A 24,481-nucleotide genomic window follows, 5' to 3' on the forward strand; every position below is an offset into this window, starting at 1 on the left:
CTTTTTGGTCTGTAAACGCTAACATACCTGATAAAAGTGGGAAAGGTGAACAGGGTTCGTGTCACGCCTAATCCCGAATTTTCTACATGTAATACAATAAAAGAGGGACACAAAACCTGTCCCCCTGTCCTTAACCACGTGTTATATAACGGTTTATCGGTCTTCCGACACCACCATATTGTACATCAATCATAATAAAACCACTTTTCGCAAGATAATCCAAATAACGTCTTGCTGTCACCCTTGCCAAACCGACCTGCTCGGCAACCTCTTCAGCAGAAAGCGGATTATTTTGTTCATTTAGGTATTTCATAATCTTTTTAAAGGTAACTTCATTTAAACCTTTAGGAAGATTGAGATTGGTTGATTCATAGTCATCTTTTTCAAAACGAATTTGGTCCAAATCTTTTTGTGTAAGGTTTGTCTTGCTTTGCATCTGTGTTCGGAATGAGCGATAGTTTTCCAACGACTTTTTAATGCGTTCGAATTTAAAAGGCTTCATAATGTAATCAAACGCACCATTTTGCAGGACATTGCGAATGGTCTCCATGTCGGTGGCAGCCGTTACCGCTATTATATCTATGGGAATCCCTTCTTTTCGTATTTGATGAATAGTCTCAAGCCCGTCCTGTGCAGGCATGAAAATATCGATAAATACGAGGTCAGGTTTTAATTTTTTTATCATTTGCAGTCCTTCATATCCATTTCCGGCAATACCGAAGATCTTAAATCCTTCTATTCTTTCAATAAACTGGCGGTTAACTTCTTGGACCATGGGATCATCTTCTATTAGCAGCACTTTAATTGTATGTGGGGCCATCTCCGTTACCTCCAATTTTACGATTTTCGTAAAAAGAAATCATTATAGTTGTGCCCTGTCCTTTTTCTGATTCTACACTGATTTCCCCATTTGCGTTTTTGACAATTTCGTTTACGAGATACAGTCCGATTCCGTGACCAGCAGCTCCTTTTGTTGAAAAGCCTTGAATGAATATTTTTTCTTTTATGCCTTCATCCATGCCAGTACCATTATCCTCCACTAGAATGGACGTAACATGGGCATCTTGTTCAAAGCTAATGAAAATTTGTTTATCCTCTTGCTTTACATCATCAAAGGCTTCAAACGAATTTTCGATTAAGTTTCCGATGATAATAACAAAGTCATGATGGTCCAATGGGTTTGGGAACCATCCTAAGTGGCTATTGCGATCAATGATAACCTGAATACCGAGCTCTTTTCCTCTGCTAACCTTACTTAACAATAAACCTGATAAGCTTTCATCATGTATTTTTTTTCCTAAGAATTGTGTCAGCTCTTGTTGCTCTTCTGTTACTTGGAATACATAATCAAGCGCTTTCTCTTTATGATTCATTTGAATTAAGCCGGCAATCGTATGAAGCTTATTCATATGTTCATGGTTTTGGACTCTTAGTGCATTGACAAAGGCTTTTACACCTGTTAGCTCTTCCGCTAATTTTTTGACCTCTGTTTGGTCTTGGAATACGGCAACTGCTCCAACGGTTTCATTGTTCACTTTAATGGGAATACGGTTGCTTAGAAGCATTTGATTCCGAACATTTAGCTCTTTATTATAGACTGGTTGATTAATAGATAAAATTTCCGGCAAATAGGTGTCAGGAACGACATCAGATATTTTTTCACCAATAACGTCACCAGAAATACCTAATAATTGTTTTGCTTTTTCATTAAAAACTGTAATCACCTCATTATTGTTGATCGCGACAATCCCTTCATGCATTGCATTAAACGTCTCGGTGCGTTCGACAAGCAAAGCGGCAATTTCATGGGGCTCAAGTTGGAAGATTTGCCGTTTGATATGGTTTGCCAAAATCCATGAGCCCCATCCTCCGAAAATAATGGAAACAATAATGGTTGTAAGAATATCGAATCTTAAACTCAAAATAATTTCCCAAACGGTCGGAAGTAGGTAGCCGACCAACACAACGCCGATTTGTTCATGGTCGTTATCCATGATCGGTACAAAGGCCCGGACAGCTGTACCCGATTCTCCTTTGGCTTTTGTCGTATAGGTATGTTCAGCGAATGCCGGCCCTTCATCAGCACCTTCAGAAACCTTGCCAATTAATGATTGGACAGGATGCGATAGCCTTACTCTATTCATATCAAGCACGACGATGTAAGTGGCACCATTAATAATCCGTACCCGCTCTACGAGTGGATTAATCGTATTTCGGGCCTTGCGGTCGCTGTTCACATTCGATTTAATACCTGGAACTTCTGCGACGGTTCGTGCTGTGATGAGTGCGCGTTCTTTTAATTCTTCTTCTTTGACATTAATGAAATTTCCAATAAGACCAACCCCAATCATGAAGATTGAAAGCCCCATGATGACGAGGATAAGGCCCATTATTTTCCATCGTATTGGTATTTTTTGATACATAGAAAATTCTACCTCAAATATTTAGTATAAGTGGAAATGAGTTGTGATGAAAATTCACCATTTTAGGCAAATTGCAAATTTTCTAATATAATTGTACCACGATGGAACTGGTATGATAAAATTATCTAAAAATATAATTAATATGGTGCATGTTATGAAGACGTTTATTAGTACATCCATTGTTATGATGGTGTGTTTTATGTTTTTCTTTTTCATAGGATTTGGAAAAAATAATGATTCTAAATCAATCGCCTATGATTATGAGCAAAAGGATTTAAATAAACAAATTGTCATTAATTTCAGCCATGTTGTTGCTGAAAATACACCGAAAGGACAAGCTGCTGAAAAGTTTGCCAAATTAGTAGCTGAAAAGACGAATGGAAAAGTAAAGGTTGAGGTTTTTCCAAATGGGGTTTTATATGCGGAAGGCCATGAGGTGAACGCCCTTATTCGCGGTGATGTACAGATGATTGCCCCGGCTTATTCAAACTTGACGGAGCTTCTGCCTGAATGGCTTATCCTAGATTTACCCTATATTTTTAAGGACGAACAACATGTTGAGGCTGTATTAAATGGTGAAATAGGCCAAGAACTGTTAGGTGAATTAAAACAGCATAATATTAAGGGGATGACCTTTTGGAGCAATGGATTTAAGCAAATGACAAGTAATCGTGGTCCGTTAAGGACGCCGCAGGATTTCTTGGGACAAAGATTTAGGATTATGCCGAGCCAGGCTATTGAAGATCAATTTCGTGAATTGGGTGTTAACACAAACGCAATGCCATTTAATCAAGTTTATAAAAATTTAGAAAGCCACTATTTGGATGGTGAGGAGAATACAATCTCGAATATTTATTCGAAGCGATTTTATAAGGTGCAGCAGCATTTAACAATCAGTAACCACGGTTATTTAGGCTATGCTGTTTTAATGAATCAGGAGTTTTGGGATTCTCTTCCTAAAGAAATTCAACAACAAATAGAAGAGGCTATGGATGAAACAACCGATTGGTTGTTGGCCCAGTCGCAGGAAATTAATCAAAAGCAGTTAAAAATTATAAAAGCTACGTCCGATATTCAAATTTACGAATTAACGGAGGAAGAACGTGAAAATTGGATTGACTTTTTCCGGCCTTTATATAAAGAATATGGTGATAGGTATGGGGAAAAGTGGATCAAGGAAATCCAGAAACTATCGAACAAGGGGGAACATCAGTGAGTACTATTAAATTAGCAGTTATACCAGGAGATGGAATTGGAAAGGAAGTTGTTCCTGCTTCATTGCAGGTTTTAGATGTATTATCAGAAATACATGGGGGCTTAAACTTTGAATATAAAGAGTACCCATGGAACTGTGATTATTATTTAGAGCATGGCGTAATGATGCCCGAGGATGGTATGGATCGCTTGAAAGAGTCCGATGCGGTCTTTTTAGGAGCAGTCGGAGACCCAAACCTTGTGCCAGACCATATTTCGCTTTGGGGCTTATTAATTAAAATCCGCCGTGAATTTGAACAGGTCATTAATGTGCGCCCTGCCCGTAGTATGAAGGGGGTCAAATCTCCTTTAGCAAGCCCCAAGGATTTTGATTTACTTGTAGTGCGTGAGAATTCTGAAGGTGAATATAGTGAAGCTGGGGGACGAATTCATCAAGGTGAAGACGAAGTGGTCATCCAAAATGCTGTATTTACACGGAAGGCAACAGAACGAGCAATACGTTATGCTTTTGAATTAGCAAAGAAGAGACGCGGGAAAGTAACGAGCGCGACTAAATCAAATGGAATTGTCCATAGTATGCCATTTTGGGATGAAGTATTTCGCGAAATCGCATCACAAAATCCGGGAATTGAAACAGAATCTAGGCATATTGATGCCCTTTCAGCCTTTTTCGTCACTCGTCCTCATGAATTTGATGTTATTGTAGCAAGCAATTTATTTGGTGATATCTTAACAGATATTGGTGCAGCGATTATGGGCAGCATTGGCATCGCGCCAGCAGCCAATATCAATGTGAATGGAAAGTATCCGTCAATGTTTGAGCCCGTTCATGGTTCTGCGCCGGATATCGTTGGTAAGGGGATTGCCAACCCGGTAGGACAGCTATGGACTGCATCGATGATGTTAGATCACCTTGGTTACGGTGAATTAGGCGGCATCCTTTTACAAGCGATTGAATTAACGTTGGAAAAAGGAATCAAAACACCTGATATTGGTGGCACAAACAAAATGGACGATGTTGTTAGTGAAATCATCAATCAGTTGAAAAACATGTAGGGTAAAAAAGCCAATGCATCTTGAATTATGATGCTTGGCTTTTTATTTTTATGATTAAATAAAAAAGGCGCATGTATACACATGCGCAAACATAGGGAGAAAATATTTTATTAATCAGATACTGATTACAAAAATAATATAACCAAAGTATACAATAAATAAACAGTAAATGAAATAGATTTGAAATATTTGTGGTAAATATTCAATTATAAATCTAAAATTATGCATTATTGGATGCCCGAAAGACATTCCATATGTATTAGTGCAGGTGTTTTAACTCATCTACCCCTAACATCTGACTTTGGCCGACTCCTTCTCGAGCCATTTTACTTTTGAATTTTTCAAGCATATACATTCCTACCATGCTATAAAGTTCTTGTTCGTCCATTTCCTCTATTAACTCTAAAAGATCTTCACGTTTTAACGCTTCCAATACTGAAAAAACAATGATATCCGCATCTTCTTCGTCACCGGTCAAGATGTGGCTGTACATCTTATAAAGATCATCAATAAGTTTCACGTTATTTCACTCCTATACTGCTTCTGATATTTTTATTTTTCCGTTTTCCTCTTAGAATGATGCATATTTTCGCTAGTTTATTTATATTCCAGAAATCTATAGGCTTTTATACAAACCGAACTTGAAAGAATTAATAAAATATAGGGACAAGGAGGTGAGTTTCATGGAATATTTAGGAAGTTATATTAAACTTTTTATTGCCATTGGTGCCTCAATCGTGTCCTATCTTTTTGGAAGCTTTGATTCATTATTATTAATTTTTACAGTATTGGTCGTTATAGACTATGTTACAGGACTTTTAGCCGCTGGTATAGAGGGAAACCTTTCAAGCCGTATTGGATTTAAAGGTATTGCCAAAAAAATTATGATATTTGCCCTGATTGCTATTGCTCATTTTATTGATGAGTTGGTTGGCAATAGCCATCTTATAAGGGATGCTACAGTCTTTTTTTACATGGCAAATGAGATTCTTTCCACCATTGAAAATGCCGGACGAATTGGAATTCCAATTCCAGGATTTTTACGCAACGCTGTAAGCATGCTTCGTAACAAATCATCAAAGTAATCCTCTTATGAATATTTAAACGATAAATAAGGAAAAAGTAAAATTAAATGCTATAAATGAATCATATATTTTTTAAAACGGCATACAGTAAGGGGCGATAACAATGGAAAAAAGCACGTACTATATTTCAGTAGGGTCGAGAGAAATTTCCAAAATAAAAACAGCTTCACCTTTTGAACTGGAAATTGAGGCAACAGAGAATGAAATCCGCACATTGCGCGAGATTTTTGATGAGATGTATTCAGCTGATTGGATGGGATTTTTCAGGGCCCATGTTCCTTATGTGCAATACCATTATGATCGGCCAAATGACCAGATTGATCAAAATCTAACCAACGTATACCAAATGCTCTATGAGCTTGGTAAACCAGAAACGAAGCAACATATAGAAACCATGGGGATATTGAATCGTGATGATGAAAATTATTTTGGCAATGATGGTCACTCCACTATGTAGGAGTGGCTTTTTTAAATGTCCATGGTATGATAAGGGTAAGTGAAAAATGTGAATGTCGGAATAAATTAATGGAGTTTTTTTATATGCTGAAATTTAATGATTATTATGGGAATACCGTCCAGCTTTCTTTTGATGAATGCCCCTTTTCAAAAACACCAAAGCATGTCTGGGTGATTTGTAAGTATCGGAATCAATGGCTGTTAACCATCCACAAGGAACGAGGAATGGAATTTCCCGGCGGCAAAGTGGAGCAAGGAGAAAGCCCGGAGGCTGCTGCACATCGGGAAGTGCTGGAAGAAACCGGAGGTACAATCAGCTCTTTATACTATATTGGACAATACGAAGTAAAAGCGAAGTCAGAAGTAATCATGAAAAATATTTATTTCGCGCAAATTGAAGAGCTGCATTACCAAGATACATTTTATGAAACGGACGGTCCCATTCTTTTGGACGAACTACCTGACAACATTATGTCCAATGAAAAATTTAGCTTTATTATGAAGGATAAAGTATTGCAGGAAAGCATAAAACAAATCGAAAAGCTCTCATTCTAGTTTGGAATGGGGGCTTTTTAATTTATATGGAAAAAAATTACAGTATTTTCATTCCCATTACATAATTTGATGATGAGTTGAGAATACTGATTTAGAGTTCCAATCCAAGGAGTGATGATCTATTTAATGTGGCAATATAGTTTACAAAAAGGGGCAGCAGAGTAATGTATGGAGAAACTACTTTGGAGTATTGCTTTACCTGGATTTGGGCAATTACTTAATGGCCAATATATAAAGGGCATTATATTTATATTGCTTGAATTCTTAATTAATATTCAAGCCAATTTTAACGAAATCATATTATTGAGTTTTCAAGGAGAAATCGAAGCGGCCATCCAACAAACGAATTATGCGTGGTTAATGTTTTATCCATGTCTATATTTCTTTGCGATGTGGGATGCATACAAAGATGCTGGAGGTGGTCAAAAACCATATCGTTATCTCCCGTTTGTTTTCTCCGCTTATTGGGTTACGGTGGGTTTGATGTATTCATCAAAATTATGCTTATTTGGGGTGCTATGGGGGCCGGTTTGGCTACCGATGCTTTTTGTTATACCGGGAATCATTACAGGATCCCTATTACGTTACTTTTTAATAAGATTGGGGTCTGGCGCCGTAGTGGAGAAGTGAAGGCAAAGGAGCCTGACCCCATTACAGAGATACTACACCACAAAGTTATACCCCATTTTTTACAAGTTTATTTTCAAGCCATTCCACAACTTTGTACATAATTGTGGCAAATACCGCTATTAAGAGTAAACTCATCAGTACTAATGTAAAATTAAAGACCTGGAAGCCGTAGATGATTAAATAGCCAAGCCCCTTAGCAGATACGAGAAATTCTCCTACAATAATGCCGACCCATGATAAGCCTACATTGACCTTTAAAGTTGAAATAATTGTTGGAAAGGATGCTGGTAGCACAGTGTGCTGGAATATCTGTATTCTCGTGGCACCAAATGTTTGCATGACCTTTATATAATTATAATCGACCTCTTTAAAAGACGTGTAGACGACGATGGTGGTAATAATCACCGATATGATGGTACCCATGGCAATAATGGATGTATATCCCGGTCCAAGAGCTACAATTAAGATTGGTCCTAACGCCACCTTTGGCATCGCATTTAATATTACGAGGTAGGGGTCAAGAATGTCCGATAACCTTTCGGACCACCAAAGAATCGCGGCTAAAACAGTGCCAAGTAATGTTCCTAAAATAAATCCTAAAATCGTCTCAAACAGGGTCACCTGAAGGTTAATAATTAAGGAACCGTCACTTACTTTTTGTAAAAATAAATGCCAGACTTTTGTTGGCGAACTGAAAATCAGCGGGTCAATCCATCGATTCCGACTTGCGATTTCCCAGACTCCAAAAAAAGTGATGAAAATAAGAAATTGCCAAAATTGGGTCCACCGCTTTTCCTTTTTCAACTTTTGTAAATAAGCTTTATGAAGATGTTCTGTATTATGTTTCTCTGGTTTCAAGATTGTTCAGCTCCTCCCAAATGTTTTGAAATAGTTCTGAAAATGTGGAATGCTGTCTAGCTTGAAAAGGTGTGAGTTCCTTGAGTTCCTCTGGAACGACAAAGGATTGGGCAATTTCACCTGGATTTGCTTTTAATAAAAAGATACGGTCGCTCATGGCGATGGCTTCCCCAATATCATGGGTGACTAATAGAGCTGTCTTATTATATTCTTTTAAAATTTGAAACACTAAGTCTTCCAGTTTAAGCTTGGTCTGATAATCTAATGCTGAAAAAGGTTCATCTAATAGGAGAATTTTCGGATTCGTTGATAATGTTCGAACAAGGGCGACACGTTGCCGCATCCCACCGGACAACTCGCTCGGATATTTTTTTTCAACGTTTTCAAGATTCATTTCTTTAAGCAAAGCAAGGGTTTTTTGATGATTCCTGGCTGAATCGATGTTCATTATTTTTAAACCAAGCGTAATATTTTCTTCAATTGTTTTCCAAGGAAAGAGATAATCCTGCTGAAGCATGTAGCCAATCATCGTCTTCCGTTCATTAACATTGATTCCATCTATCTTGATTGTTCCCTCGGTTGGTTTAAGTAAACCTGCGATAATGGAAAGTAATGTTGTTTTGCCGCAGCCACTTGGGCCGAGAAAGGAGATAAATTCCCCCTCCTCAATTGAAAGTGAAATATTCTCTAAGGCAGTTGTTGCTGTTTTAGGTGAAAAATACGTGTGATGTATATTTTCAATTTCTAAGAAGCTCATTGGGACTAGACCTCCCTCCTAATCATTCATCACTTTTTTTGCAATATCCGTGTTGACCAGAGTTTGATAATCGACCCGCTTCGGAAGGTCTCCTGCTTCATCCATAATATTCTGAAGGTTGTTCCATTCTTCCTCATCTAAAATTGGATCCGTTGCGAACGAGCCTTGGCTCTTATAGCGGTCAACTACGGTTTCAATGATAGCGGGGTCAGTGTCTTGAAAATGAGGGGCAATGACTTCAGCAATTTCCTTTGCGCTATGTTCTTGTACCCAAACTTGTGCTTTGTACACTGCTTTTGTAAATTTTTCAATGGTTTCAGCGTTTTCTTTCATATAGCTGTTTCTTGCCATAAAAGTAGTATATGGGACATGGCCTGATTCTGTGCCGAAAGAAGCAACAATATGGCCTTTTCCTTCTTTTTCAAAAATACTGGCCGTTGGTTCGAATAATTGGACATAGTCGCCCGTGCCGGAGGCAAAAGCATTAGGGATATTAGCGAAATCAATATTTTGAATTAAGTTTGTATCTTTATGGGGATCAATGCCGTGTTTCTTTAAAACAAACTCTCCCACCATTTGTGGCATGCCGCCTTTGCGTTGACCTAGGAATGTGCTTCCTCTTAATTGCTCCCAACTAAAATTGTCTATTTTTCCACGGGCAACGAGGAATGTTCCATCTGTCTGTGTGAGCTGAGCAAAATTAATAACAGGGTCAACTGCGCCTTGTGCTTCAACGTAAATGGATGTTTCAGAGCCTACAAGGGCGATATCAGCGCCACCTGTCAACAATGCTGTCATCGTCTTATCACCGCCCCAAGTCGTCGTCAGCTCAACATCTAGGCCTTCCTCGGCAAAAAATCCTTTTTCCAGGGCAACGTATTCCGGAGCATAAAATATAGAATGAGTTACCTCAGCAAGCCTTACCTTTTGTGGTGTATCTTGTGAACATGCACTTAACGCAAAAAGGACAAGTAAAGTAACAGTCAATACAATAAATCGATGTAACTGAACCCTCATAGATAGAAACCTCCTTGTATGGAATCTACTATAGAGTATGATGGAATGATAAAATGTGTGTATGCCTATATAAGGAGTGAGTGGGACAGGGGGACAGGTACATTGTCCCTAAAAAAACGGGACAATGTACCTGTCCCCCTGTCCCGAAGAAGGGAGTTGTAAGGATGGGCATTGCCAAGATCATTAATATGCAAAGATATCCATCACCAAATCCGCGGATTGATGTTTTTCTTGTTACATATGTAAGTGACGGTTATAGAGTAAAGGGATTTTTGGCCGTTCCAAAGTGGGAGGCCAATACACATAATGGGAAGTTCCCAGGATTTTTATATTTACGCGGTGGTATTAAGGGAGCCGGAATGGTGCGAATGGGCCGGATTATTCAGTTTGCTTCAGAAGGATTCGTTGTCATGGCCCCGTTTTACAGAGGGAATTGCGGAGGGGAAGGTTATGAAGATTTTGCGGGGGAAGATCGGAAAGACGCACTAGCAGGCTTTCATGTTTTAGTAGAGCACCCTTTAGTAGATTACGAAAACATTCATGTATTTGGCTTTTCCCGCGGGGGTGCTATGGCACTAATTACAGCAATAGAAGAGCCGACTGTGAAATCTGTCGTAACATGGGGCGGTGTTTCTGATATGGTTTTAACCTATGAGGAAAGAGTAGATTTACGTAGGATGATGAAGCGGGTTATCGGTGGCACTCCTACTAAAGTTCCTGAACAGTACAAATGGCGCACTCCTTTAGAGCAAATTAGTAAAATGAAGGCGCCTGTGCTAATCATCCATGGTGCAAAGGATAAAAATGTATCCGTTAACCATGCCTATTTGTTGGAAAATAAGCTAAAAGAGCATAACAAACGATATACAAAATGGATATTTGAAGAGTACACGCATTATTTTCCACCGCAAGTGAATCGGAAAGTGGTACAAGATTTAACGAAATGGATGAAAAACTGTTAAATACAAAAAACAAGGCCTCCCCAAATCATGGGAGGCCTTATTAATTATTATTTTACTAATGGACCTGCGTTTTTAATTTCGTCAGATACATCGCCGAATTTCTTGAAGTTGTCATTGAATGCTTTCGCTAATTCCATAGCTTTCTTTTCGTATGCTGCACCGTCAGCCCATGTTTTCTTAGGTTGAAGAACCTCATCAGGAACACCTGGGCAGTGTAATGGAATTTGTAATCCAAAAATTGGATCTGTTACTGTTTCAACGTTATCTAAATCTCCTTCAAGGGCAGCGCGTACCATTGCTCTTGTATAAGAAAGATTCATACGTTTACCAACGCCATATTCGCCGCCAGTCCAACCAGTGTTTACTAGGAATACGCGAGCGTTATATTGGTCGATCTTTTCACCAAGCATTTCAGCATAAACTTTTGCTGATCTTGGTAGGAAAGGTGAGCCAAAGCATGTAGAGAAAGCTGGTTGTGGTTCAGTGATTCCACGTTCTGTACCAGCAACTTTACTTGTATAACCGCTGATGAAGTGATACATAGCTTGCTCTTTTGTTAAACGGCTTACTGGAGGTAATACACCAGAAGCATCTGCTGTTAAGAAAATAATAGTATTTGGATGTCCACCGATACTAGGTATTACGATATTATCAATAGCATCAATTGGGTATGCTGCACGAGTATTTTCAGTTAAAGATGAATCATCGTAGTCTGCAACTCTAGTGTCATCGTTAAGCACAACGTTTTCTAATACTGAACCAAAACGGATGGCATCCCAAATTTGTGGTTCTTTCTCTTGAGAAAGGTTGATACATTTTGCATAGCATCCGCCTTCGATATTAAATACGCCATTATTTGACCAACCATGCTCATCGTCACCGATTAAGCGGCGATTTGGATCAGCTGACAATGTTGTTTTACCAGTACCTGATAAGCCGAAGAATAAGGTAACATCGCCTTCTTGACCAATATTAGCAGAGCAGTGCATTGGTAATACATTCTTTTCAGGTAATAAGTAGTTCATGATAGAGAAGATGGATTTCTTCATTTCACCAGCATACTCAGTTCCACCGATTAATACTGTTTTCTGCTCGAAAGAAATGATAATAAATGTTTCTGATTTTGTACCATCAACAGCAGGATCCGCTTTGAAATTTGGTGCACAAATGACAGTGAATTCCGGATTATGCGCTTTTAACTCTTCCTCAGTTGGACGGATAAAAAGCTGATGAACAAATAAATTATGCCATGCATACTCATTTATGACCTGCATTGGTAAACGGTATTTAGGGTCAGCACCAGCAAATCCTTGGAAACGGAAAATTTCATCTTTAGAATATAAGTAGTTTAATACCTTTTGATAAAGGGAATTAAATACTTCAGATGAAATAGGCTGATTTACAGCACCCCAGTCAATTTTATCTTTAGTAGAAGCTTCTTCTACGATATATTTATCTTTAGGGGAACGGCCAGTATATTTACCAGTTGTAGCACGGACAGCACCAGTTGAAGATAATACAGCTTCTCCTCTTGATAATGTTTTTTCCACTAATTGTGGAACAGATAGATTATGATGGACATTAGATCCATTAATCACATCCTTTAATTCAATCGTATTACCAACAGAGTTCATGAACAAAACCATCCTTTTCCTTAGTTTAATCATTTTATCTATAATATGTTAATTAGTATAACATATTTAGATTAATAGTCTATACTATTTGAAATTTCTTTCCTGATGTTTTAAAATTAATTGACAAATTTTCGCTTCCTACGATATTATAGGTCGGAACGGATACTCTCTTATCCCAGAGTTGGTGGAGGGGGACAGGCCCAAAGAAACCCGGCAACCGACACTATTATTATAATTCCAGAATATACCCAATTAATTCGGCATATTTTGACAAATTTCTTAATAGTGACAAGGTGCTAACCTGTTGCAAGGCATATTGTTGTCTTGAACGATAAGAGTGAAAGGACATGATCTTCAACCTTTCCTCATTTATTTGTAGGAAAGGTTTTTTTATATTCATTGGAAAATATTGTCTTATTTTTAAAAGAACTCGGTATTAGTTTTTTAATTAAAAATGGACACCTTAAAAATAGTGAATCTTTTTAGCCAACGTATATAAGGGAATGAGTACCGTTATCATAATTGTTTAATTAGGAGGTACATAGGTAATGACAAATAAGAATCGTCGTCTGTTTACATCTGAATCAGTTACAGAAGGTCATCCCGATAAAATTTGTGATCAAATTTCAGATTCAATCTTGGATGAAATCCTTAAAAATGACCCTAACGCACGTGTTGCTGCAGAAACTACTGTAACAACTGGTTTAGTATTGGTTGCTGGAGAAATCACAACATCCACATACGTTGATATTCCGAAAATCGTCCGGGAAACGATTAACGGAATTGGGTATAATCGTGCAAAGTATGGTTTTGATGGTGAAACTTGTGCTGTGTTAACATCCATTGACGAGCAGTCACCTGACATTGCCATGGGTGTAGATAAAGCGCTGGAGGCCCGTGAAGGCCAGATGTCTGATGAAGAGATTGAAGCGATTGGAGCTGGTGACCAGGGGTTAATGTTTGGATTTGCATGCAATGAAACTCCTGAATTAATGCCACTTCCAATTTCTTTAGCACATAAACTTTCTCGTCGGTTATCAGAAGTACGTAAAAATGAAACATTGCCTTATTTACGACCAGACGGCAAAACGCAGGTAACGGTAGAGTATGACGAAAATGATAAGCCAGTACGCATCGATACCATCGTTATTTCAACGCAGCATAATCCGGAGATTTCATTAGAACAAATTCAACGTGATCTTAAAGAATTTGTCATTAATCCAATCGTCCCTAAAGAGCTGATTGATGATAAAACAAAATACTTCATTAATCCAACTGGCCGTTTTGTTATTGGCGGTCCACAGGGTGATGCAGGTTTAACAGGACGAAAAATCATCGTTGACACGTATGGAGGCTACGCACGTCACGGCGGTGGTGCATTCTCAGGAAAAGACCCAACAAAAGTTGACCGCTCTGCCGCTTATGCAGCAAGATATGTTGCTAAAAATATTGTCGCATCAGGTTTAGCGGAAAAATGCGAAGTACAGCTTGCTTATGCAATTGGTGTGGCTCAACCAGTTTCCATTGCAGTCGATACGTTCGGTACAGGGAAAGTATCTGAAGAAAAATTAGTTGAAGTGGTTCGGAGTAACTTTGACCTTCGTCCTGCAGGTATAATTAAAATGTTGGATCTACGCCGTCCAATTTATAAACAAACAGCTGCCTATGGACATTTCGGCCGTACTGATATTGATGTTCCATGGGAAAAAACGGATAAAGCAGAGAGCTTAAAGCAAGAAGCATTGTCATAACATAATAAAACAAACAGAGTAGATGAACTGCAACTCAATCAGTTATCTACTCTTTTTATATTCCAATACTCGAGCTCGTGGCTAGTTTATAATTCGGCTAAAAATTGGTATAAAAACTAATTATAGGTTATACTATAATAAAGGGTTTAAAAATTCATACTTTGGAAGTCGCTTATTATAAAGACGTAACATTACCGTTATTTTTTTATAATAAGTTTTTTTGTTGCCGTCATGGTTTTAATGTGACGATGTGACATATTCATCTGATCATAATTCATGAAAGGTGTGGTAAAGGATGGCATTTGGAAGAAGGCATGTAGAAGAGGTTGTAACAGAGGAAACGAAAGTGTGGGTTTGTACCTCCGATGGGTGCAACTGCTGGGTTCGTGATAATTTCAAAACCAGTGACCAATGTCCAATTTGCAATAGCGAAATGACTCCAAGCACAAAAATGTTGCAAATAGTTGAAAATCATAGCAGGCACCAATTTAAATAGGATTTGACTTTATAAATAAAATGTTTTATTATAAGGTGTACGCTATTAAGTTCGTTTATTAAATTTTGCATGTGTATATGTAGCCGTAACTGCAAATGAAAATGTGGACGATTACTTACTCCACGGTATTGTAGTTACGGCTTTTTATTTTAATCATAAAAATGAATAAATAAGCTAATGGTGAATAAATGTAATGGAGGAAATACAAATGAACACTGGTACAGTTAAATGGTTTAATGCAGAAAAGGGTTTTGGTTTTATCGAGGTAGAAGGTGGAGAAGATGTATTTGTACATTTCTCAGCTATTCAAAGTGAAGGCTTTAAGTCATTAGAAGAAGGTCAAAAGGTTTCTTTTGAAATTGTGGCTGGAAATCGTGGACCACAAGCTGCTAATGTTGTAAAAGCTTAAGTAACAGCACTCTCCCACTTCCATTAGTGTCGAGAATAATGCAAATTGGTATTTCATTCAGTGGGGTGGTTATACTCCACTGAAATGAAATATTTTCTACTAAACCCCTCTAGATTAATTCCATCTTTATCCCACATTATTTATTTCTCAAATTGGAAAGATTGGTTTTTACATGCTAATTCCCATGGCGCGGTCTAGGAGCCGTATAGACGAAAGAGAGGTAGGGCTTTTGTTGTTTTAGATATAATCAAGAAATGTTTAGTAAAAAATTAAGGAGACTTGCCATGAAGCACTTGTCTCCTTCTCCTTTTGAAAATATGCATAATTGTCTAGCGTAAGTAGCTCGTCGACTCGAAAAGCGGGCATTTTCGCTTTTCTACTTTTGCAATGACTTATAAAATTGGCCTTTCTCAACATATTCACGACGAATTCTAGCCATGTCTTCTAAATCCTCTTTCGTTAGTTCCCGGACCACCTTTGCTGGGCGTCCGAATGCTAGACAATTTGGCGGTATTTTTTTTCCTTGTGGTACTAAGCTGCCAGCTCCGATAAAAGCACCTTCTCCGATTTCAGCGCCATCCAAAACGATGGAGCCCATCCCTATTAAAGCGTTTTTTCTAATGATACAGCTATGCAACATGACCATATGCCCAACTGTAACATCATCTTCAATAATAAGTGGGTTATTGGGACTTTGATGTAGGACCGAATTGTCTTGTACGCTAACCCGATCACCAATCATAGTTGGCGCTACATCACCACGGATTGAAGTGTTAAACCAGATATTGGAGAGTTCGCCTATCGTAACATCGCCTGTTATGGTAACATAGTCTGCAATAAATGCACTTTCTGCTATTTTTGGATATTTTCCTTTAAATTCATAAATCATAATACTATCAGCCCCTTTTTAAAATTTATAATAAAAAATTTAGGTTATCTTTCCTTGAATTATAGAATGCTCAAATCATAAAATGATTGTATCATGGATAATTGGTAAATTTAAGAATAAAGGAGATTTTTTCACATGTGGAAGTGGGAAGTTGAAAATCCGCGCGCGGTTTTTGTGGTTGTTCATGGTGCGTTTGAGCACCAAGGCCGTTATAAGTGGTTAACGGAAATGTGGAAAGCGAACCATATGAATGTTGTCTTAGGAGACTTACCGGGGCAAGGGACATCAACGAGACGTAGAGGACATATCGATTCGTTTGAAGAATATATTGAAACGATTATAAAATGGGTGAATGAAGCGGAAGCCTATGGCTTACCAATCTTTTTATTGGGACATAGTATGGGGGGCTTGGCCGTCATTCGAACACTGCAGGAAAAACAATTGCCGATTCGAGCAGCTATTTTGTCATCCCCATGTTTAGGGCTCACAACTCCACCGCCAAAAGGCTTGGAATTGGCTTCTAAAGCGTTAAATGTAATCGCTCCCTCTTTTCGGGTTGCTTCCCATATGGAGGCGAATATTGCCACAAGGAATAAAGAGGTGATGCTGCAGGATGAAAATGATTCCCTTTACGTAACGAAAGTTTCTGTCCGCTGGTATAGGGAGCTTGTAAAAGCAATGCAGCTCGCTGCGCAAAAAATTGATAAGGTACCTAATGTTCCTGTTTTGCTTATGCAGGCTGGAGCGGATAGAATCGTTGATAGGACAGTTGTGAAGGATTGGTTTGATAAATTAAATGTTAATGAGAAGCTATATAAAGAATGGCCGAAGCTTTATCATGAAATTTTTAACGAGCCGGAAAGAGAAGAGGTATTTAAGTATGCAAAAGGTTTTGTCGAAATGCAATTGCAAAAATCCCTTTGAGTTGCTGTACTGACCTTTGTTTGGAGTGAAACGGCTTTGACAAGTCCAGGACATGTATTTTTTTTAATGAAAAAGGTATATAAAAATGTTTTGCCAAGGGTCCATGTCTATTTAAATGAATGGAAAGTAAAGGCTAGTGAAATACCTGATCCCGAGTTAAAAAGGCAAGCATTGGCCAGTATTGAGACGAAAACATTTCATTGTGAGGGCGGTGGGATTTATGCGATATTGGCTAATGAATCACTGGATGAATGCATTCAATTTATTGTAGCTTACCAGACCATTAGTGATTATTTAGATAATCTCTGTGACCGCAGTACCTCGATGGACCCTGTTGATTTTAGGAGTCTGCACGAATCGATGCACCATGCTTTAACACCAGGAAAAGGTCCGAAAAATTATTACCAGCACCGTATGGAGCAGGATGATGGCGGATATTTACAGGCCCTTGTTGAAACATGCCAACAAATATTAGGGAAGCTGAAGCATTATGAGAAGATTGCACCATACCTCCATGAATTAGCATCCTATTACTGTGACCTGCAAGTGTACAAACATATCCAGCATGAGGAGAGAGTGCCTAAACTGCAGGAATGGTTTATGCAATATAAAAATAATCTTCCAGATATGGCTTGGTATGAATTTTCCGCCTGTGCAGGTTCCACATTGGGTATTTTTTGTTTAGTGGCCTATGCATTTAATGAAGATTTTACGGAAAGCCAAGGTGCGGAAGTTAGACAAGCTTTATTTCCTTATGTACAAGGGCTACATATATTATTGGATTACTTTATTGATCAAGAAGAAGATAAAAATGGCGGAGATTTAAACTTTTGCTTTTACTTTCCGAATAAGGACGAGTTAAAAAAGCGCATGATTTACTTTTTAGAACAAGCGGATATTCGTATTAAAGGATTACCTGATGAAAAATTTCATCGTTTCATAAATCATGGTCTTGTTGGCCTATATTTTTCTGATATAAAAGTGAAAGGTCAAAGAGAGGTGCGCCACATCATGCGGCAAATTTTGAAAAGAAGTGGCTTTACTTCCTTGTTTTTTTATATAAATGGACGCTGGTATCGGAATTTTTATAAGGTAGAGGGCAACGCCTAACAAAAAAGGTTGCCCCAAGACAACCCTTTTTTGTTACTATTTAATTTTTTCAATGGCAATGACAAATGGTGCATGATTGATTTGATTCAAAAATCGATATTGAAGGACATGGGCCTTTTTTTGGTCAATGGCTTCAACGAAATCTAAAAGCTGGTCGCGCTCTACTTGTCCTTCCGGATGTCCATGATAAACAACAAGGATGATGATGCCACCTGGAGCTAATATGGTGAGTAATTGCTGCACGGCGTTAATAGTTGAAAACGGTGTTGTAACGATCGTTTTATCACCGCCGGGTAAGTAGCCCAAATTAAAAATGGCAGCTTTCACTTTCCCGTGCTGGTCGATTGGAACAATAGCTTCTACTTCATCGTGGCTTTTTAGAAAAAGCTCCACTCTTTTCTGTAGACCAATTTCTCTTAGCCGTGTGTTTGTAATTTCAATTGCTTGCTCTTGAATATCAAACCCATACACTTTCCCGTTCTCTCCAACTAACTTTGCTAGGAGCTCGGTATCATGTCCGTTGCCAACGGTTGCATCAACGACAGAATCTCCTTTTTGAATTACATCGTTCAGTAAGGCATGGGCAAAAGGTAAGACTCGTTTCAAAATCATAATGTATGGCCTTCTTTAATCGCGAATTTTCCCTGCCAGCTGTCACGCCGTTTCAGTTCATCATCAATGGCATTTAATACTTCCCACTTTCTAAGACTCCACATCGGCCCAATCATTAAATCCGGTGGACCGTCACCGGTAATGCGGTGGATGACAATCTCAGCGGGTAAAATTTCTAATTGGTCGCATACTAATTTTACATAGTCATCAAAAGATAAAAATTGCAAAAGCCCTTTTTCATACTGTTTGACCATTGGTGTTCCTTTGAGTAAATGGAGCAGATGAATTTTAATCCCTTGAATATCAAGCTTAGCTACCTCTTTTGCAGTTGCCAGCATCATTTCAGGTGTTTCTTGAGGGAGCCCATTAATAATATGGGAACATACCTTAATTCCGTGTTTGCGGAGTTTTGCGACTCCTTCTTGATAGCAGTTATAGTCATGAGCACGATTAATCAAGTTTGCCGTTGATTCATGAACGGTTTGAAGGCCGAGTTCGACCCAAAGGTATGTCCGTTCGTTCAACTCAGCTAAATACTCGACAACATCGTCTGGTAGGCAGTCCGGCCTTGTGGCGATTGATAAGCCGACGACGTCAGGCTGTTTGAGAATTACTTCGTATTTTTCACGTAGCTCCTCAACAGGTGCATACGTGTTGGAAAATGCTTGAAAATAGCCAAGGTATTTGCCATCCTTCCATTTTTCATGCATTTTCGTTTTTATATCATTAAATTGTTTAACTAAGTCGTCCGCTCTGCTCCCAGCAAAATCACCGGAGCCGGCTGCGCTGCAAAATGTACAGCCCCCATAAGCTACTTTCCCGTCACGATTTGGACAATCAAAGCCTCCATCAAGGGCAACCTTAAATACTTTGTGTCCGAATGTTTGGCGTAAATGGTAATTCCATGTATGGTAACGCTTGTTATCTGTTGCATAAGGGAATGACATGTTATTCCCTCCTTCTTACGAAAATTTCACTATTAGATAAAATACAAATGTCATTTTAGCATGTTTATCGGTGTACGGACAACCTCTTCTCGAATAACTAACAGACATACTGTACAAAATAAAAGTGTTCCTATCATGGTTAAAGGGGGATAAAAAGATGGCAACACGTACATCAGTTGATCAATTCGTAAATCAAGCCGAAGAGGCCTGCAAATATGCATTAGAACAATTAGAAATTGCCAACCAGCAAGAGCATTACAATACGACCGAGTATACGAATGCACAAACGATGCTAAATGAAGCCTATAATGATATCCAAAAGTTGATGCTGAGCTCCAATAAGCAGCAAAAAGAACGCTTATATCGGATGCAATTGCAAATTAACCGTATCCAAAATGACATGATATTGGATCAGCAAAACTTATTAATGTAGGGCAATTTAGTGCCAGGACTTGACAATAAACCGACAAATTCTTAAAATACAGACTATATACCAAAACAACTATGATGAGGAATAGTAATGTTGGATGAGTCTTTATAGAGAGTTGGCGGTTGGTGCAAGTCAACAGCTTACCATCATGAACTCGCCTCTAAGTTGCAAATGTGAATGTAAGTAATATTTGCCGAATCGTCCGCGTTAAGGAATTAAAAGTGAGTCTAATCTTTTAGTTGTCGTTGCATAAAGATTAACTAATGTGGGTGGTACCGCGGGAAGTTTGATTATAACCTCTCGTCCCTGGTTATTATTTAACTAGGGCGGGAGGTTTTTTAATGGTTACGTTTAGAACTTATAATTAGCAATTTGCTCTATTATAACCATACATATAGTGAATAAAAAATAGAAGTAGGAGGTTTTTCACATGTCATTTGACCATAAAGTGATAGAAAAGAAATGGCAGACGTATTGGGAAGAAAATAAAACGTTTAAAACATCAGAAGACAAGGATAAGCCTAAATTTTACGCTTTGGATATGTTCCCTTATCCATCTGGGGCAGGTCTTCATGTTGGACATCCAGAAGGCTATACAGCAACCGATATTCTTTCAAGATTGAAGCGGATGCAAGGTTATAATGTCCTTCATCCAATGGGCTGGGATGCATTTGGTCTTCCTGCTGAGCAATATGCATTAGATACCGGAAATGATCCTGCTGAATTTACAGCGAAAAATATTAATACATTTAAAAGACAAATAAAATCACTTGGTTTTTCTTATGATTGGGACCGTGAGATCAATACAACCGATCCAAACTATTATAAATGGACACAATGGATTTTTCTAAAGCTTTATGAAAAAGGGTTGGCCTATGTTGATGAAGTGCCAGTGAACTGGTGCCCTGCTTTAGGAACTGTACTCGCAAACGAAGAAGTCATTGATGGGAAGAGTGAGCGAGGCGGTCATCCAGTTATTCGTAAGCCAATGCGTCAATGGATTTTAAAAATCACAGCCTATGCAGATCGTCTTCTTGAAGATTTAGAAGAACTGGATTGGCCTGAAAGTATTAAAGAAATGCAACGGAACTGGATTGGCCGCTCAGAAGGTGCGGAAATTACATTTGCAATTGATGGCACTGATAAAAGCTATGAAGTATTTACGACAAGACCGGATACTATTTTTGGTGCTACCTATACTGTGCTTGCTCCAGAGCATCCATTAGTAGCGGAAATTACAGCTCCAGAACAGAAAGCGGCTGTTGAAGCCTATCTTGATCAAATTAAATCAAAGAGCGATCTTGAAAGAACCGATTTAGCGAAAGACAAAACGGGCGTATTTACAGGTGCCTATGCAATTAATCCTGTTAATGGTGAAAAGATGCCAATCTGGATTGCTGACTATGTATTAATGGGCTATGGCTCTGGCGCAATCATGGCTGTACCTGCCCATGATGAACGCGATTATGAATTTGCAGTTAAATTTGAATTGCCAATTAAAGAGGTTGTTGCCGGTGGTGAAATCTCCAAAGAAGCGTACACAGGCGACGGACTTCATGTGAATTCAGGCTTTTTAGATGGATTAAATAAAGAAGATGGCATTAAAAAAGCAATCGAATGGTTTGAGGCAAACGGAAAGGGCAAGAAAAAAGTATCATACCGCCTTCGTGACTGGTTGTTCAGCCGCCAACGTTACTGGGGTGAGCCGATTCCTGTCATCCATTGGGAGGATGGTACAACGACAACTGTACGAGAGGAAGAGCTGCCTTTAATCCTTCCGAAAACAGAAAATATTAGACCATCAGGTACTGGTGAATCACCGCTTGCTATCATTGATGAGTGGGTCAATGTTGTTGATCCGGAGACAGGTAAAAAAGGTCGCCGCGAAACAAACACAATGCCGCAATGGGCCGGCAGCTGCTGGTATTTCTTGCGTTTTATCGATCCTACAAACAGTGAGCACCTAGCAGACCCTGAAAAGTTAAAACAATGGCTGCCAATTGATATTTATATTGGAGGAGCAGAGCATGCTGTTCTTCACTTATTATATGCACGCTTCTGGCATAAATTCCTTTATGACATCGGCGTAGTTCCAACAAAGGAACCGTTCCAAAAGCTGTTTAACCAAGGAATGATTCTTGGTGAAAATAACGAGAAAATGAGTAAATCTAAAGGGAATGTAGTAAATCCTGATGATATTGTTGAAAGCCATGGTGCCGATACGCTTCGCCTTTATGAAATGTTTATGGGTCCATTAGATGCCTCCATTGCTTGGTCTACAAATGGACTTGATGGTGCACGCCGTTTCTTAGATCGAATTTGGCGTTTATTTGTTACGGATGCAGGCACATTAAATGAGAAAATTTCAAGTGATGCCGATGGTAAAGCACTTGAGCGTGTTTATCATCAAACGGTGAAAAAGGTAACGGATGATTACGAACACTTACGCTTCAATGTGGCGATTTCACAAATGATGGTCTTCATTAATGAAGCTTATAAAGCGGAAGTACTGCCGCTTGAATATATGAAGGGCTTTGTGAAACTATTATCTCCTGTTGCTCCGCATTTAGCCGAGGAACTTTGGGATAAACTTGGAGCAAGCATAGGTACCGTTAGCTATGAAGCTTGGCCAAGCTATGATGAATCAAAGCTTGTTGAGGATGAAATTGAGATTGTTGTTCAGCTTAATGGTAAAGTTCGGACAAAACTATTCATTCCAAAAACAGCAACGAAGGAAACAATGGAAGAGATTGCTGTAAATGATGAAAAAGTTAAAGCAGACCTAGAAGGCAAAACAGTAAGAAAAGTCATTGCCGTTCCAGGAAAGCTTGTGAATATTGTTGCCAATTAAAAAATGGAACACGGGGAGGTTCGTTTCTAGCCACTCCCGTGTTCCATTTTTTTGATATGAACGTTTTACATGTTACTTTCCTTTCCGGCATTTAGCCCTGCAAGCCTGCCGGTCACAAAAGCAGCAGTAATATTATAACCGCCGGTGTAGCCGTGAATGTCCAAGATTTCGCCGCAAAAATACAGGCCATTCATCAGCTTTGATGACATTTCCTTTGGATTAATCTCTTTGACAGAAACGCCGCCGCCCGTTACAAATGCCTTTTCAATTGGCAAGGTGCCATTTACTTTAACCTCAAATCTTTTGAGGTCCTTTACAAATGTACGCAGTTTTTCATTAGCTAGATTGGCATAAGTGACGGTCTCATCAATATGATTTTTTTCAAGTAAAAATAATAAAAGCCTTTCGGGAATAAGCCCTTTTAAAACATTTTTGGCAGCTTTTTTGGGTTCATCTTTCAACGCTTTCGTCAGCCGCTGGAATAATGCTTCCTCATTTTCGTTTGGAAAGCAATCAATAGCCATGATAACCTCTTTTGTTTTAAACTTTTTCTGAGCTTTTACTACAAATTGACTACAGCGTAAAATCGCCGGTCCTGACAAACCAAAGTGCGTGAAAATCATATCCATCTGATGGGTGATGATCGGTTTCCCTTTTGGGTTTAATACAGACACCGCGACATTACGAAGAGAAAGCCCTTGCAACGTTTTATTTTGTATAAAAGCTTCCGCAGATGTTAAAGGAACTTCTGTAGGATAAAGCTCTGTAATTGTATGTCCCGCCGCTTCCGCCCAGACATAGCCATCACCCGTTGACCCGGTATGCGGAACAGATTTTCCACCGACAGCGACCACAACGGCTTTCGTATGAATCATTCTGCCATTATGTAACAGGACGCCGGTTACCCTGTTATCATCATAAATAACCTCTTTCACAGCTACATTCGTTTGAACATCAACATGTAATTTTTTTAATTGGGTTATGAGTGCATCAACGACAGATTGGGCTTTGTTCGAAACCGGAAACATCCGCCCATGATCTTCTTCTTTTAACTTCACGCCTAAACTTTCGAAAAAGCGAATAATGTCGAGGTTATTGAATTCTGAAAAAGCACTATATAAAAAACGCCCATTACCCGGTATATGCTTGATAATTTCATCGGTAGGAAGCCGATTCGTGACGTTACAGCGCCCGCCTCCTGAGATGGCTAGTTTCCTCCCAAGATGATTCCCTTTATCTAATAAAAGAACTTTGCATTTTTGTTCACCGCTGGCAATCGCTGCCATTAATCCAGAGGGTCCACCGCCAATTACAACAACATCATAATTATTTTCCATCCGCTATCACCATCTTCATCATCTTTCGTAACATTCCTCACTTTTCTCGGTTTGTACTGTATGTTAAAATACAGAAG

At 38.8% G+C, this 24,481-nt stretch carries 25 protein-coding genes, 1 riboswitch and 1 other annotated feature; of the genes, 14 read left to right on the plus strand and 11 right to left on the minus strand.

Annotation, left to right across the window (positions count from 1 at the left end; genetic code table 11):
* Nucleotides 1-130: 130 nt before the first annotated feature.
* The gene (locus ACNQFZ_RS15050; RefSeq protein ID WP_458412144.1) at nucleotides 131-820 is read right to left on the minus strand and encodes a response regulator; all 690 of its coding nucleotides are present in this window, start codon (nucleotides 818-820) and stop codon (nucleotides 131-133) included.
* Nucleotides 801-2,423: an ATP-binding protein gene (locus tag ACNQFZ_RS15055; RefSeq protein WP_458412145.1), complete on the minus strand. Its 1,623-nt coding sequence runs from the start codon at nucleotides 2,421-2,423 to the stop codon at nucleotides 801-803. The genes ACNQFZ_RS15050 and ACNQFZ_RS15055 overlap by 20 nt, the downstream gene beginning before the upstream one ends.
* Before the next feature lie 154 nt (nucleotides 2,424-2,577).
* Between ACNQFZ_RS15055 and ACNQFZ_RS15060 the strand changes: the two genes are divergently transcribed.
* Together ACNQFZ_RS15060 and ACNQFZ_RS15065 are read left to right on the plus strand one after the other, a co-directional pair.
* Complete coding sequence (locus ACNQFZ_RS15060) at nucleotides 2,578-3,639, plus strand: DctP family TRAP transporter solute-binding subunit (protein WP_458415403.1); 1,062 nt, start codon at nucleotides 2,578-2,580, stop codon at nucleotides 3,637-3,639.
* Complete coding sequence (locus ACNQFZ_RS15065) at nucleotides 3,636-4,694, plus strand: tartrate dehydrogenase (RefSeq protein ID WP_458412146.1); 1,059 nt, start codon at nucleotides 3,636-3,638, stop codon at nucleotides 4,692-4,694. The genes ACNQFZ_RS15060 and ACNQFZ_RS15065 overlap by 4 nt, the downstream gene beginning before the upstream one ends.
* 259 nt (nucleotides 4,695-4,953) lie before the next feature.
* Here the strand turns inward: ACNQFZ_RS15065 and ACNQFZ_RS15070 are convergent, their stop codons facing one another.
* The gene (locus ACNQFZ_RS15070; protein WP_458412147.1) at nucleotides 4,954-5,214 is read right to left on the minus strand and encodes a DUF6154 family protein; all 261 of its coding nucleotides are present in this window, start codon (nucleotides 5,212-5,214) and stop codon (nucleotides 4,954-4,956) included.
* A 163-nt stretch (nucleotides 5,215-5,377) separates the two neighbouring features.
* Here ACNQFZ_RS15070 and ACNQFZ_RS15075 point away from each other — a divergent pair, with 163 nt between their 5' ends.
* The 4 genes from ACNQFZ_RS15075 to ACNQFZ_RS15090 all read left to right on the plus strand — a co-directional run bounded on the left by ACNQFZ_RS15075 (nucleotide 5,378) and on the right by ACNQFZ_RS15090 (nucleotide 7,420).
* On the plus strand, nucleotides 5,378-5,779 hold the full coding sequence (locus ACNQFZ_RS15075) for a phage holin family protein (protein WP_458412148.1): 402 nt from the start codon (nucleotides 5,378-5,380) through the stop codon (nucleotides 5,777-5,779).
* Nucleotides 5,780-5,882: 103 nt separating this feature from the next.
* Nucleotides 5,883-6,236 carry a hydrolase gene (locus ACNQFZ_RS15080; protein ID WP_458412149.1) on the plus strand — a complete coding sequence of 118 codons (354 nt, stop codon included), beginning with the start codon at nucleotides 5,883-5,885 and terminating at the stop codon, nucleotides 6,234-6,236.
* Nucleotides 6,237-6,319: 83 nt separating this feature from the next.
* Complete coding sequence (ytkD, locus tag ACNQFZ_RS15085; RefSeq protein ID WP_458412150.1) at nucleotides 6,320-6,790, plus strand: RNA deprotection pyrophosphohydrolase; 471 nt, start codon at nucleotides 6,320-6,322, stop codon at nucleotides 6,788-6,790.
* A 168-nt stretch (nucleotides 6,791-6,958) separates the two neighbouring features.
* The gene (locus ACNQFZ_RS15090; RefSeq protein WP_458412151.1) at nucleotides 6,959-7,420 is read left to right on the plus strand and encodes a hypothetical protein; all 462 of its coding nucleotides are present in this window, start codon (nucleotides 6,959-6,961) and stop codon (nucleotides 7,418-7,420) included.
* A gap of 45 nt (nucleotides 7,421-7,465) precedes the next feature.
* Here the strand turns inward: ACNQFZ_RS15090 and ACNQFZ_RS15095 are convergent, their stop codons facing one another.
* From ACNQFZ_RS15095 to ACNQFZ_RS15105, 3 genes are read right to left on the minus strand one after another with little or no spacing between them, the layout of a single operon-like run.
* On the minus strand, nucleotides 7,466-8,278 hold the full coding sequence (locus ACNQFZ_RS15095) for an ABC transporter permease (protein ID WP_458412152.1): 813 nt from the start codon (nucleotides 8,276-8,278) through the stop codon (nucleotides 7,466-7,468).
* Nucleotides 8,259-9,035 carry an ABC transporter ATP-binding protein gene (locus ACNQFZ_RS15100; RefSeq protein ID WP_458412153.1) on the minus strand — a complete coding sequence of 259 codons (777 nt, stop codon included), beginning with the start codon at nucleotides 9,033-9,035 and terminating at the stop codon, nucleotides 8,259-8,261. The genes ACNQFZ_RS15095 and ACNQFZ_RS15100 overlap by 20 nt, the downstream gene beginning before the upstream one ends.
* 18 nt (nucleotides 9,036-9,053) lie before the next feature.
* Nucleotides 9,054-10,052, minus strand: a complete 999-nt coding sequence (locus ACNQFZ_RS15105) for an ABC transporter substrate-binding protein (protein WP_458412154.1) — start codon at nucleotides 10,050-10,052, stop codon at nucleotides 9,054-9,056.
* 164 nt (nucleotides 10,053-10,216) lie between these two features.
* On the opposite strand from ACNQFZ_RS15105, the gene ACNQFZ_RS15110 reads away from it, so the two are divergent.
* Nucleotides 10,217-11,014, plus strand: coding sequence for an alpha/beta hydrolase family protein (locus ACNQFZ_RS15110; protein ID WP_458412155.1), 798 nt, complete (start codon nucleotides 10,217-10,219; stop codon nucleotides 11,012-11,014).
* A gap of 47 nt (nucleotides 11,015-11,061) precedes the next feature.
* Here the strand turns inward: ACNQFZ_RS15110 and pckA are convergent, their stop codons facing one another.
* Nucleotides 11,062-12,648, minus strand: a complete 1,587-nt coding sequence (pckA, locus tag ACNQFZ_RS15115) for a phosphoenolpyruvate carboxykinase (ATP) (RefSeq protein WP_458412156.1) — start codon at nucleotides 12,646-12,648, stop codon at nucleotides 11,062-11,064.
* Between the two features lie 167 nt (nucleotides 12,649-12,815).
* Nucleotides 12,816-12,986: riboswitch (SAM riboswitch) on the plus strand.
* 210 nt (nucleotides 12,987-13,196) lie between these two features.
* Between pckA and metK the strand changes: the two genes are divergently transcribed.
* The 3 genes from metK (at nucleotide 13,197) to cspD (ending at nucleotide 15,304) form a co-directional block, all read left to right on the plus strand.
* Nucleotides 13,197-14,399: a methionine adenosyltransferase gene (metK, locus tag ACNQFZ_RS15120; RefSeq protein WP_458412157.1), complete on the plus strand. Its 1,203-nt coding sequence runs from the start codon at nucleotides 13,197-13,199 to the stop codon at nucleotides 14,397-14,399.
* A gap of 295 nt (nucleotides 14,400-14,694) precedes the next feature.
* Nucleotides 14,695-14,895 carry a cold-shock protein gene (locus ACNQFZ_RS15125; protein WP_458412158.1) on the plus strand — a complete coding sequence of 67 codons (201 nt, stop codon included), beginning with the start codon at nucleotides 14,695-14,697 and terminating at the stop codon, nucleotides 14,893-14,895.
* Between the two features lie 208 nt (nucleotides 14,896-15,103).
* A complete protein-coding gene (gene cspD / locus ACNQFZ_RS15130; RefSeq protein ID WP_458412159.1) occupies nucleotides 15,104-15,304 on the plus strand; it encodes a cold-shock protein CspD in 201 nt (66 codons plus the stop codon).
* A 376-nt stretch (nucleotides 15,305-15,680) separates the two neighbouring features.
* Here the strand turns inward: cspD and ACNQFZ_RS15135 are convergent, their stop codons facing one another.
* Nucleotides 15,681-16,193, minus strand: coding sequence for a gamma carbonic anhydrase (locus ACNQFZ_RS15135; protein ID WP_458412160.1), 513 nt, complete (start codon nucleotides 16,191-16,193; stop codon nucleotides 15,681-15,683).
* Nucleotides 16,194-16,328: 135 nt separating this feature from the next.
* On the opposite strand from ACNQFZ_RS15135, the gene ACNQFZ_RS15140 reads away from it, so the two are divergent.
* Nucleotides 16,329-17,117, plus strand: coding sequence for an alpha/beta hydrolase (locus ACNQFZ_RS15140; protein ID WP_458412161.1), 789 nt, complete (start codon nucleotides 16,329-16,331; stop codon nucleotides 17,115-17,117).
* Nucleotides 17,118-17,153: 36 nt separating this feature from the next.
* Nucleotides 17,154-18,227 carry a tetraprenyl-beta-curcumene synthase family protein gene (locus ACNQFZ_RS15145; RefSeq protein WP_458412162.1) on the plus strand — a complete coding sequence of 358 codons (1,074 nt, stop codon included), beginning with the start codon at nucleotides 17,154-17,156 and terminating at the stop codon, nucleotides 18,225-18,227.
* Nucleotides 18,228-18,263: 36 nt separating this feature from the next.
* Here ACNQFZ_RS15145 and ACNQFZ_RS15150 read toward each other — a convergent pair whose 3' ends face one another.
* Complete coding sequence (locus ACNQFZ_RS15150; protein ID WP_458412163.1) at nucleotides 18,264-18,839, minus strand: class I SAM-dependent methyltransferase; 576 nt, start codon at nucleotides 18,837-18,839, stop codon at nucleotides 18,264-18,266.
* Nucleotides 18,836-19,786, minus strand: a complete 951-nt coding sequence (locus tag ACNQFZ_RS15155) for a TIGR01212 family radical SAM protein (RefSeq protein WP_458412164.1) — start codon at nucleotides 19,784-19,786, stop codon at nucleotides 18,836-18,838. The genes ACNQFZ_RS15150 and ACNQFZ_RS15155 overlap by 4 nt, the downstream gene beginning before the upstream one ends.
* A 157-nt stretch (nucleotides 19,787-19,943) precedes the next feature.
* Between ACNQFZ_RS15155 and ACNQFZ_RS15160 the strand changes: the two genes are divergently transcribed.
* Together ACNQFZ_RS15160 and leuS are read left to right on the plus strand one after the other, a co-directional pair.
* Nucleotides 19,944-20,219: a YtzC family protein gene (locus ACNQFZ_RS15160; protein WP_458412165.1), complete on the plus strand. Its 276-nt coding sequence runs from the start codon at nucleotides 19,944-19,946 to the stop codon at nucleotides 20,217-20,219.
* A gap of 62 nt (nucleotides 20,220-20,281) precedes the next feature.
* Nucleotides 20,282-20,527: a binding site (T-box leader), on the plus strand.
* 119 nt (nucleotides 20,528-20,646) lie between these two features.
* Nucleotides 20,647-23,067 carry a leucine--tRNA ligase gene (gene leuS, locus ACNQFZ_RS15165; RefSeq protein ID WP_458412166.1) on the plus strand — a complete coding sequence of 807 codons (2,421 nt, stop codon included), beginning with the start codon at nucleotides 20,647-20,649 and terminating at the stop codon, nucleotides 23,065-23,067.
* A 65-nt stretch (nucleotides 23,068-23,132) separates the two neighbouring features.
* On the opposite strand, the gene ACNQFZ_RS15170 is transcribed toward leuS, so the two are convergent.
* The gene (locus tag ACNQFZ_RS15170) at nucleotides 23,133-24,404 is read right to left on the minus strand and encodes an NAD(P)/FAD-dependent oxidoreductase (protein ID WP_458412167.1); all 1,272 of its coding nucleotides are present in this window, start codon (nucleotides 24,402-24,404) and stop codon (nucleotides 23,133-23,135) included.
* Between the last annotated feature and the right edge of the window lie 77 nt (nucleotides 24,405-24,481).

This window comes from Schinkia acidoalkalinis (assembly GCF_054301215.1).

Coding starts and splice junctions, on each gene's coding strand:
- ACNQFZ_RS15050 (WP_458412144.1), bottom strand. CDS start 820: ATGGCCCCACATACAATTAAAGTGCTGCTAATAGAAGATGATCCCATG.
- ACNQFZ_RS15055 (WP_458412145.1), bottom strand. CDS start 2,423: ATGTATCAAAAAATACCAATACGATGGAAAATAATGGGCCTTATCCTC.
- ACNQFZ_RS15060 (WP_458415403.1), top strand. CDS start 2,578: ATGAAGACGTTTATTAGTACATCCATTGTTATGATGGTGTGTTTTATG.
- ACNQFZ_RS15075 (WP_458412148.1), top strand. CDS start 5,378: ATGGAATATTTAGGAAGTTATATTAAACTTTTTATTGCCATTGGTGCC.
- ACNQFZ_RS15080 (WP_458412149.1), top strand. CDS start 5,883: ATGGAAAAAAGCACGTACTATATTTCAGTAGGGTCGAGAGAAATTTCC.
- ytkD (WP_458412150.1), top strand. CDS start 6,320: ATGCTGAAATTTAATGATTATTATGGGAATACCGTCCAGCTTTCTTTT.
- ACNQFZ_RS15090 (WP_458412151.1), top strand. CDS start 6,959: ATGGAGAAACTACTTTGGAGTATTGCTTTACCTGGATTTGGGCAATTA.
- ACNQFZ_RS15100 (WP_458412153.1), bottom strand. CDS start 9,035: ATGAGCTTCTTAGAAATTGAAAATATACATCACACGTATTTTTCACCT.
- ACNQFZ_RS15105 (WP_458412154.1), bottom strand. CDS start 10,052: ATGAGGGTTCAGTTACATCGATTTATTGTATTGACTGTTACTTTACTT.
- ACNQFZ_RS15110 (WP_458412155.1), top strand. CDS start 10,217: ATGGGCATTGCCAAGATCATTAATATGCAAAGATATCCATCACCAAAT.
- pckA (WP_458412156.1), bottom strand. CDS start 12,648: ATGAACTCTGTTGGTAATACGATTGAATTAAAGGATGTGATTAATGGA.
- metK (WP_458412157.1), top strand. CDS start 13,197: ATGACAAATAAGAATCGTCGTCTGTTTACATCTGAATCAGTTACAGAA.
- ACNQFZ_RS15125 (WP_458412158.1), top strand. CDS start 14,695: ATGGCATTTGGAAGAAGGCATGTAGAAGAGGTTGTAACAGAGGAAACG.
- cspD (WP_458412159.1), top strand. CDS start 15,104: ATGAACACTGGTACAGTTAAATGGTTTAATGCAGAAAAGGGTTTTGGT.
- ACNQFZ_RS15135 (WP_458412160.1), bottom strand. CDS start 16,193: ATGATTTATGAATTTAAAGGAAAATATCCAAAAATAGCAGAAAGTGCA.
- ACNQFZ_RS15140 (WP_458412161.1), top strand. CDS start 16,329: ATGTGGAAGTGGGAAGTTGAAAATCCGCGCGCGGTTTTTGTGGTTGTT.
- ACNQFZ_RS15150 (WP_458412163.1), bottom strand. CDS start 18,839: ATGATTTTGAAACGAGTCTTACCTTTTGCCCATGCCTTACTGAACGAT.
- ACNQFZ_RS15155 (WP_458412164.1), bottom strand. CDS start 19,786: ATGTCATTCCCTTATGCAACAGATAACAAGCGTTACCATACATGGAAT.
- ACNQFZ_RS15160 (WP_458412165.1), top strand. CDS start 19,944: ATGGCAACACGTACATCAGTTGATCAATTCGTAAATCAAGCCGAAGAG.
- leuS (WP_458412166.1), top strand. CDS start 20,647: ATGTCATTTGACCATAAAGTGATAGAAAAGAAATGGCAGACGTATTGG.
- ACNQFZ_RS15170 (WP_458412167.1), bottom strand. CDS start 24,404: ATGGAAAATAATTATGATGTTGTTGTAATTGGCGGTGGACCCTCTGGA.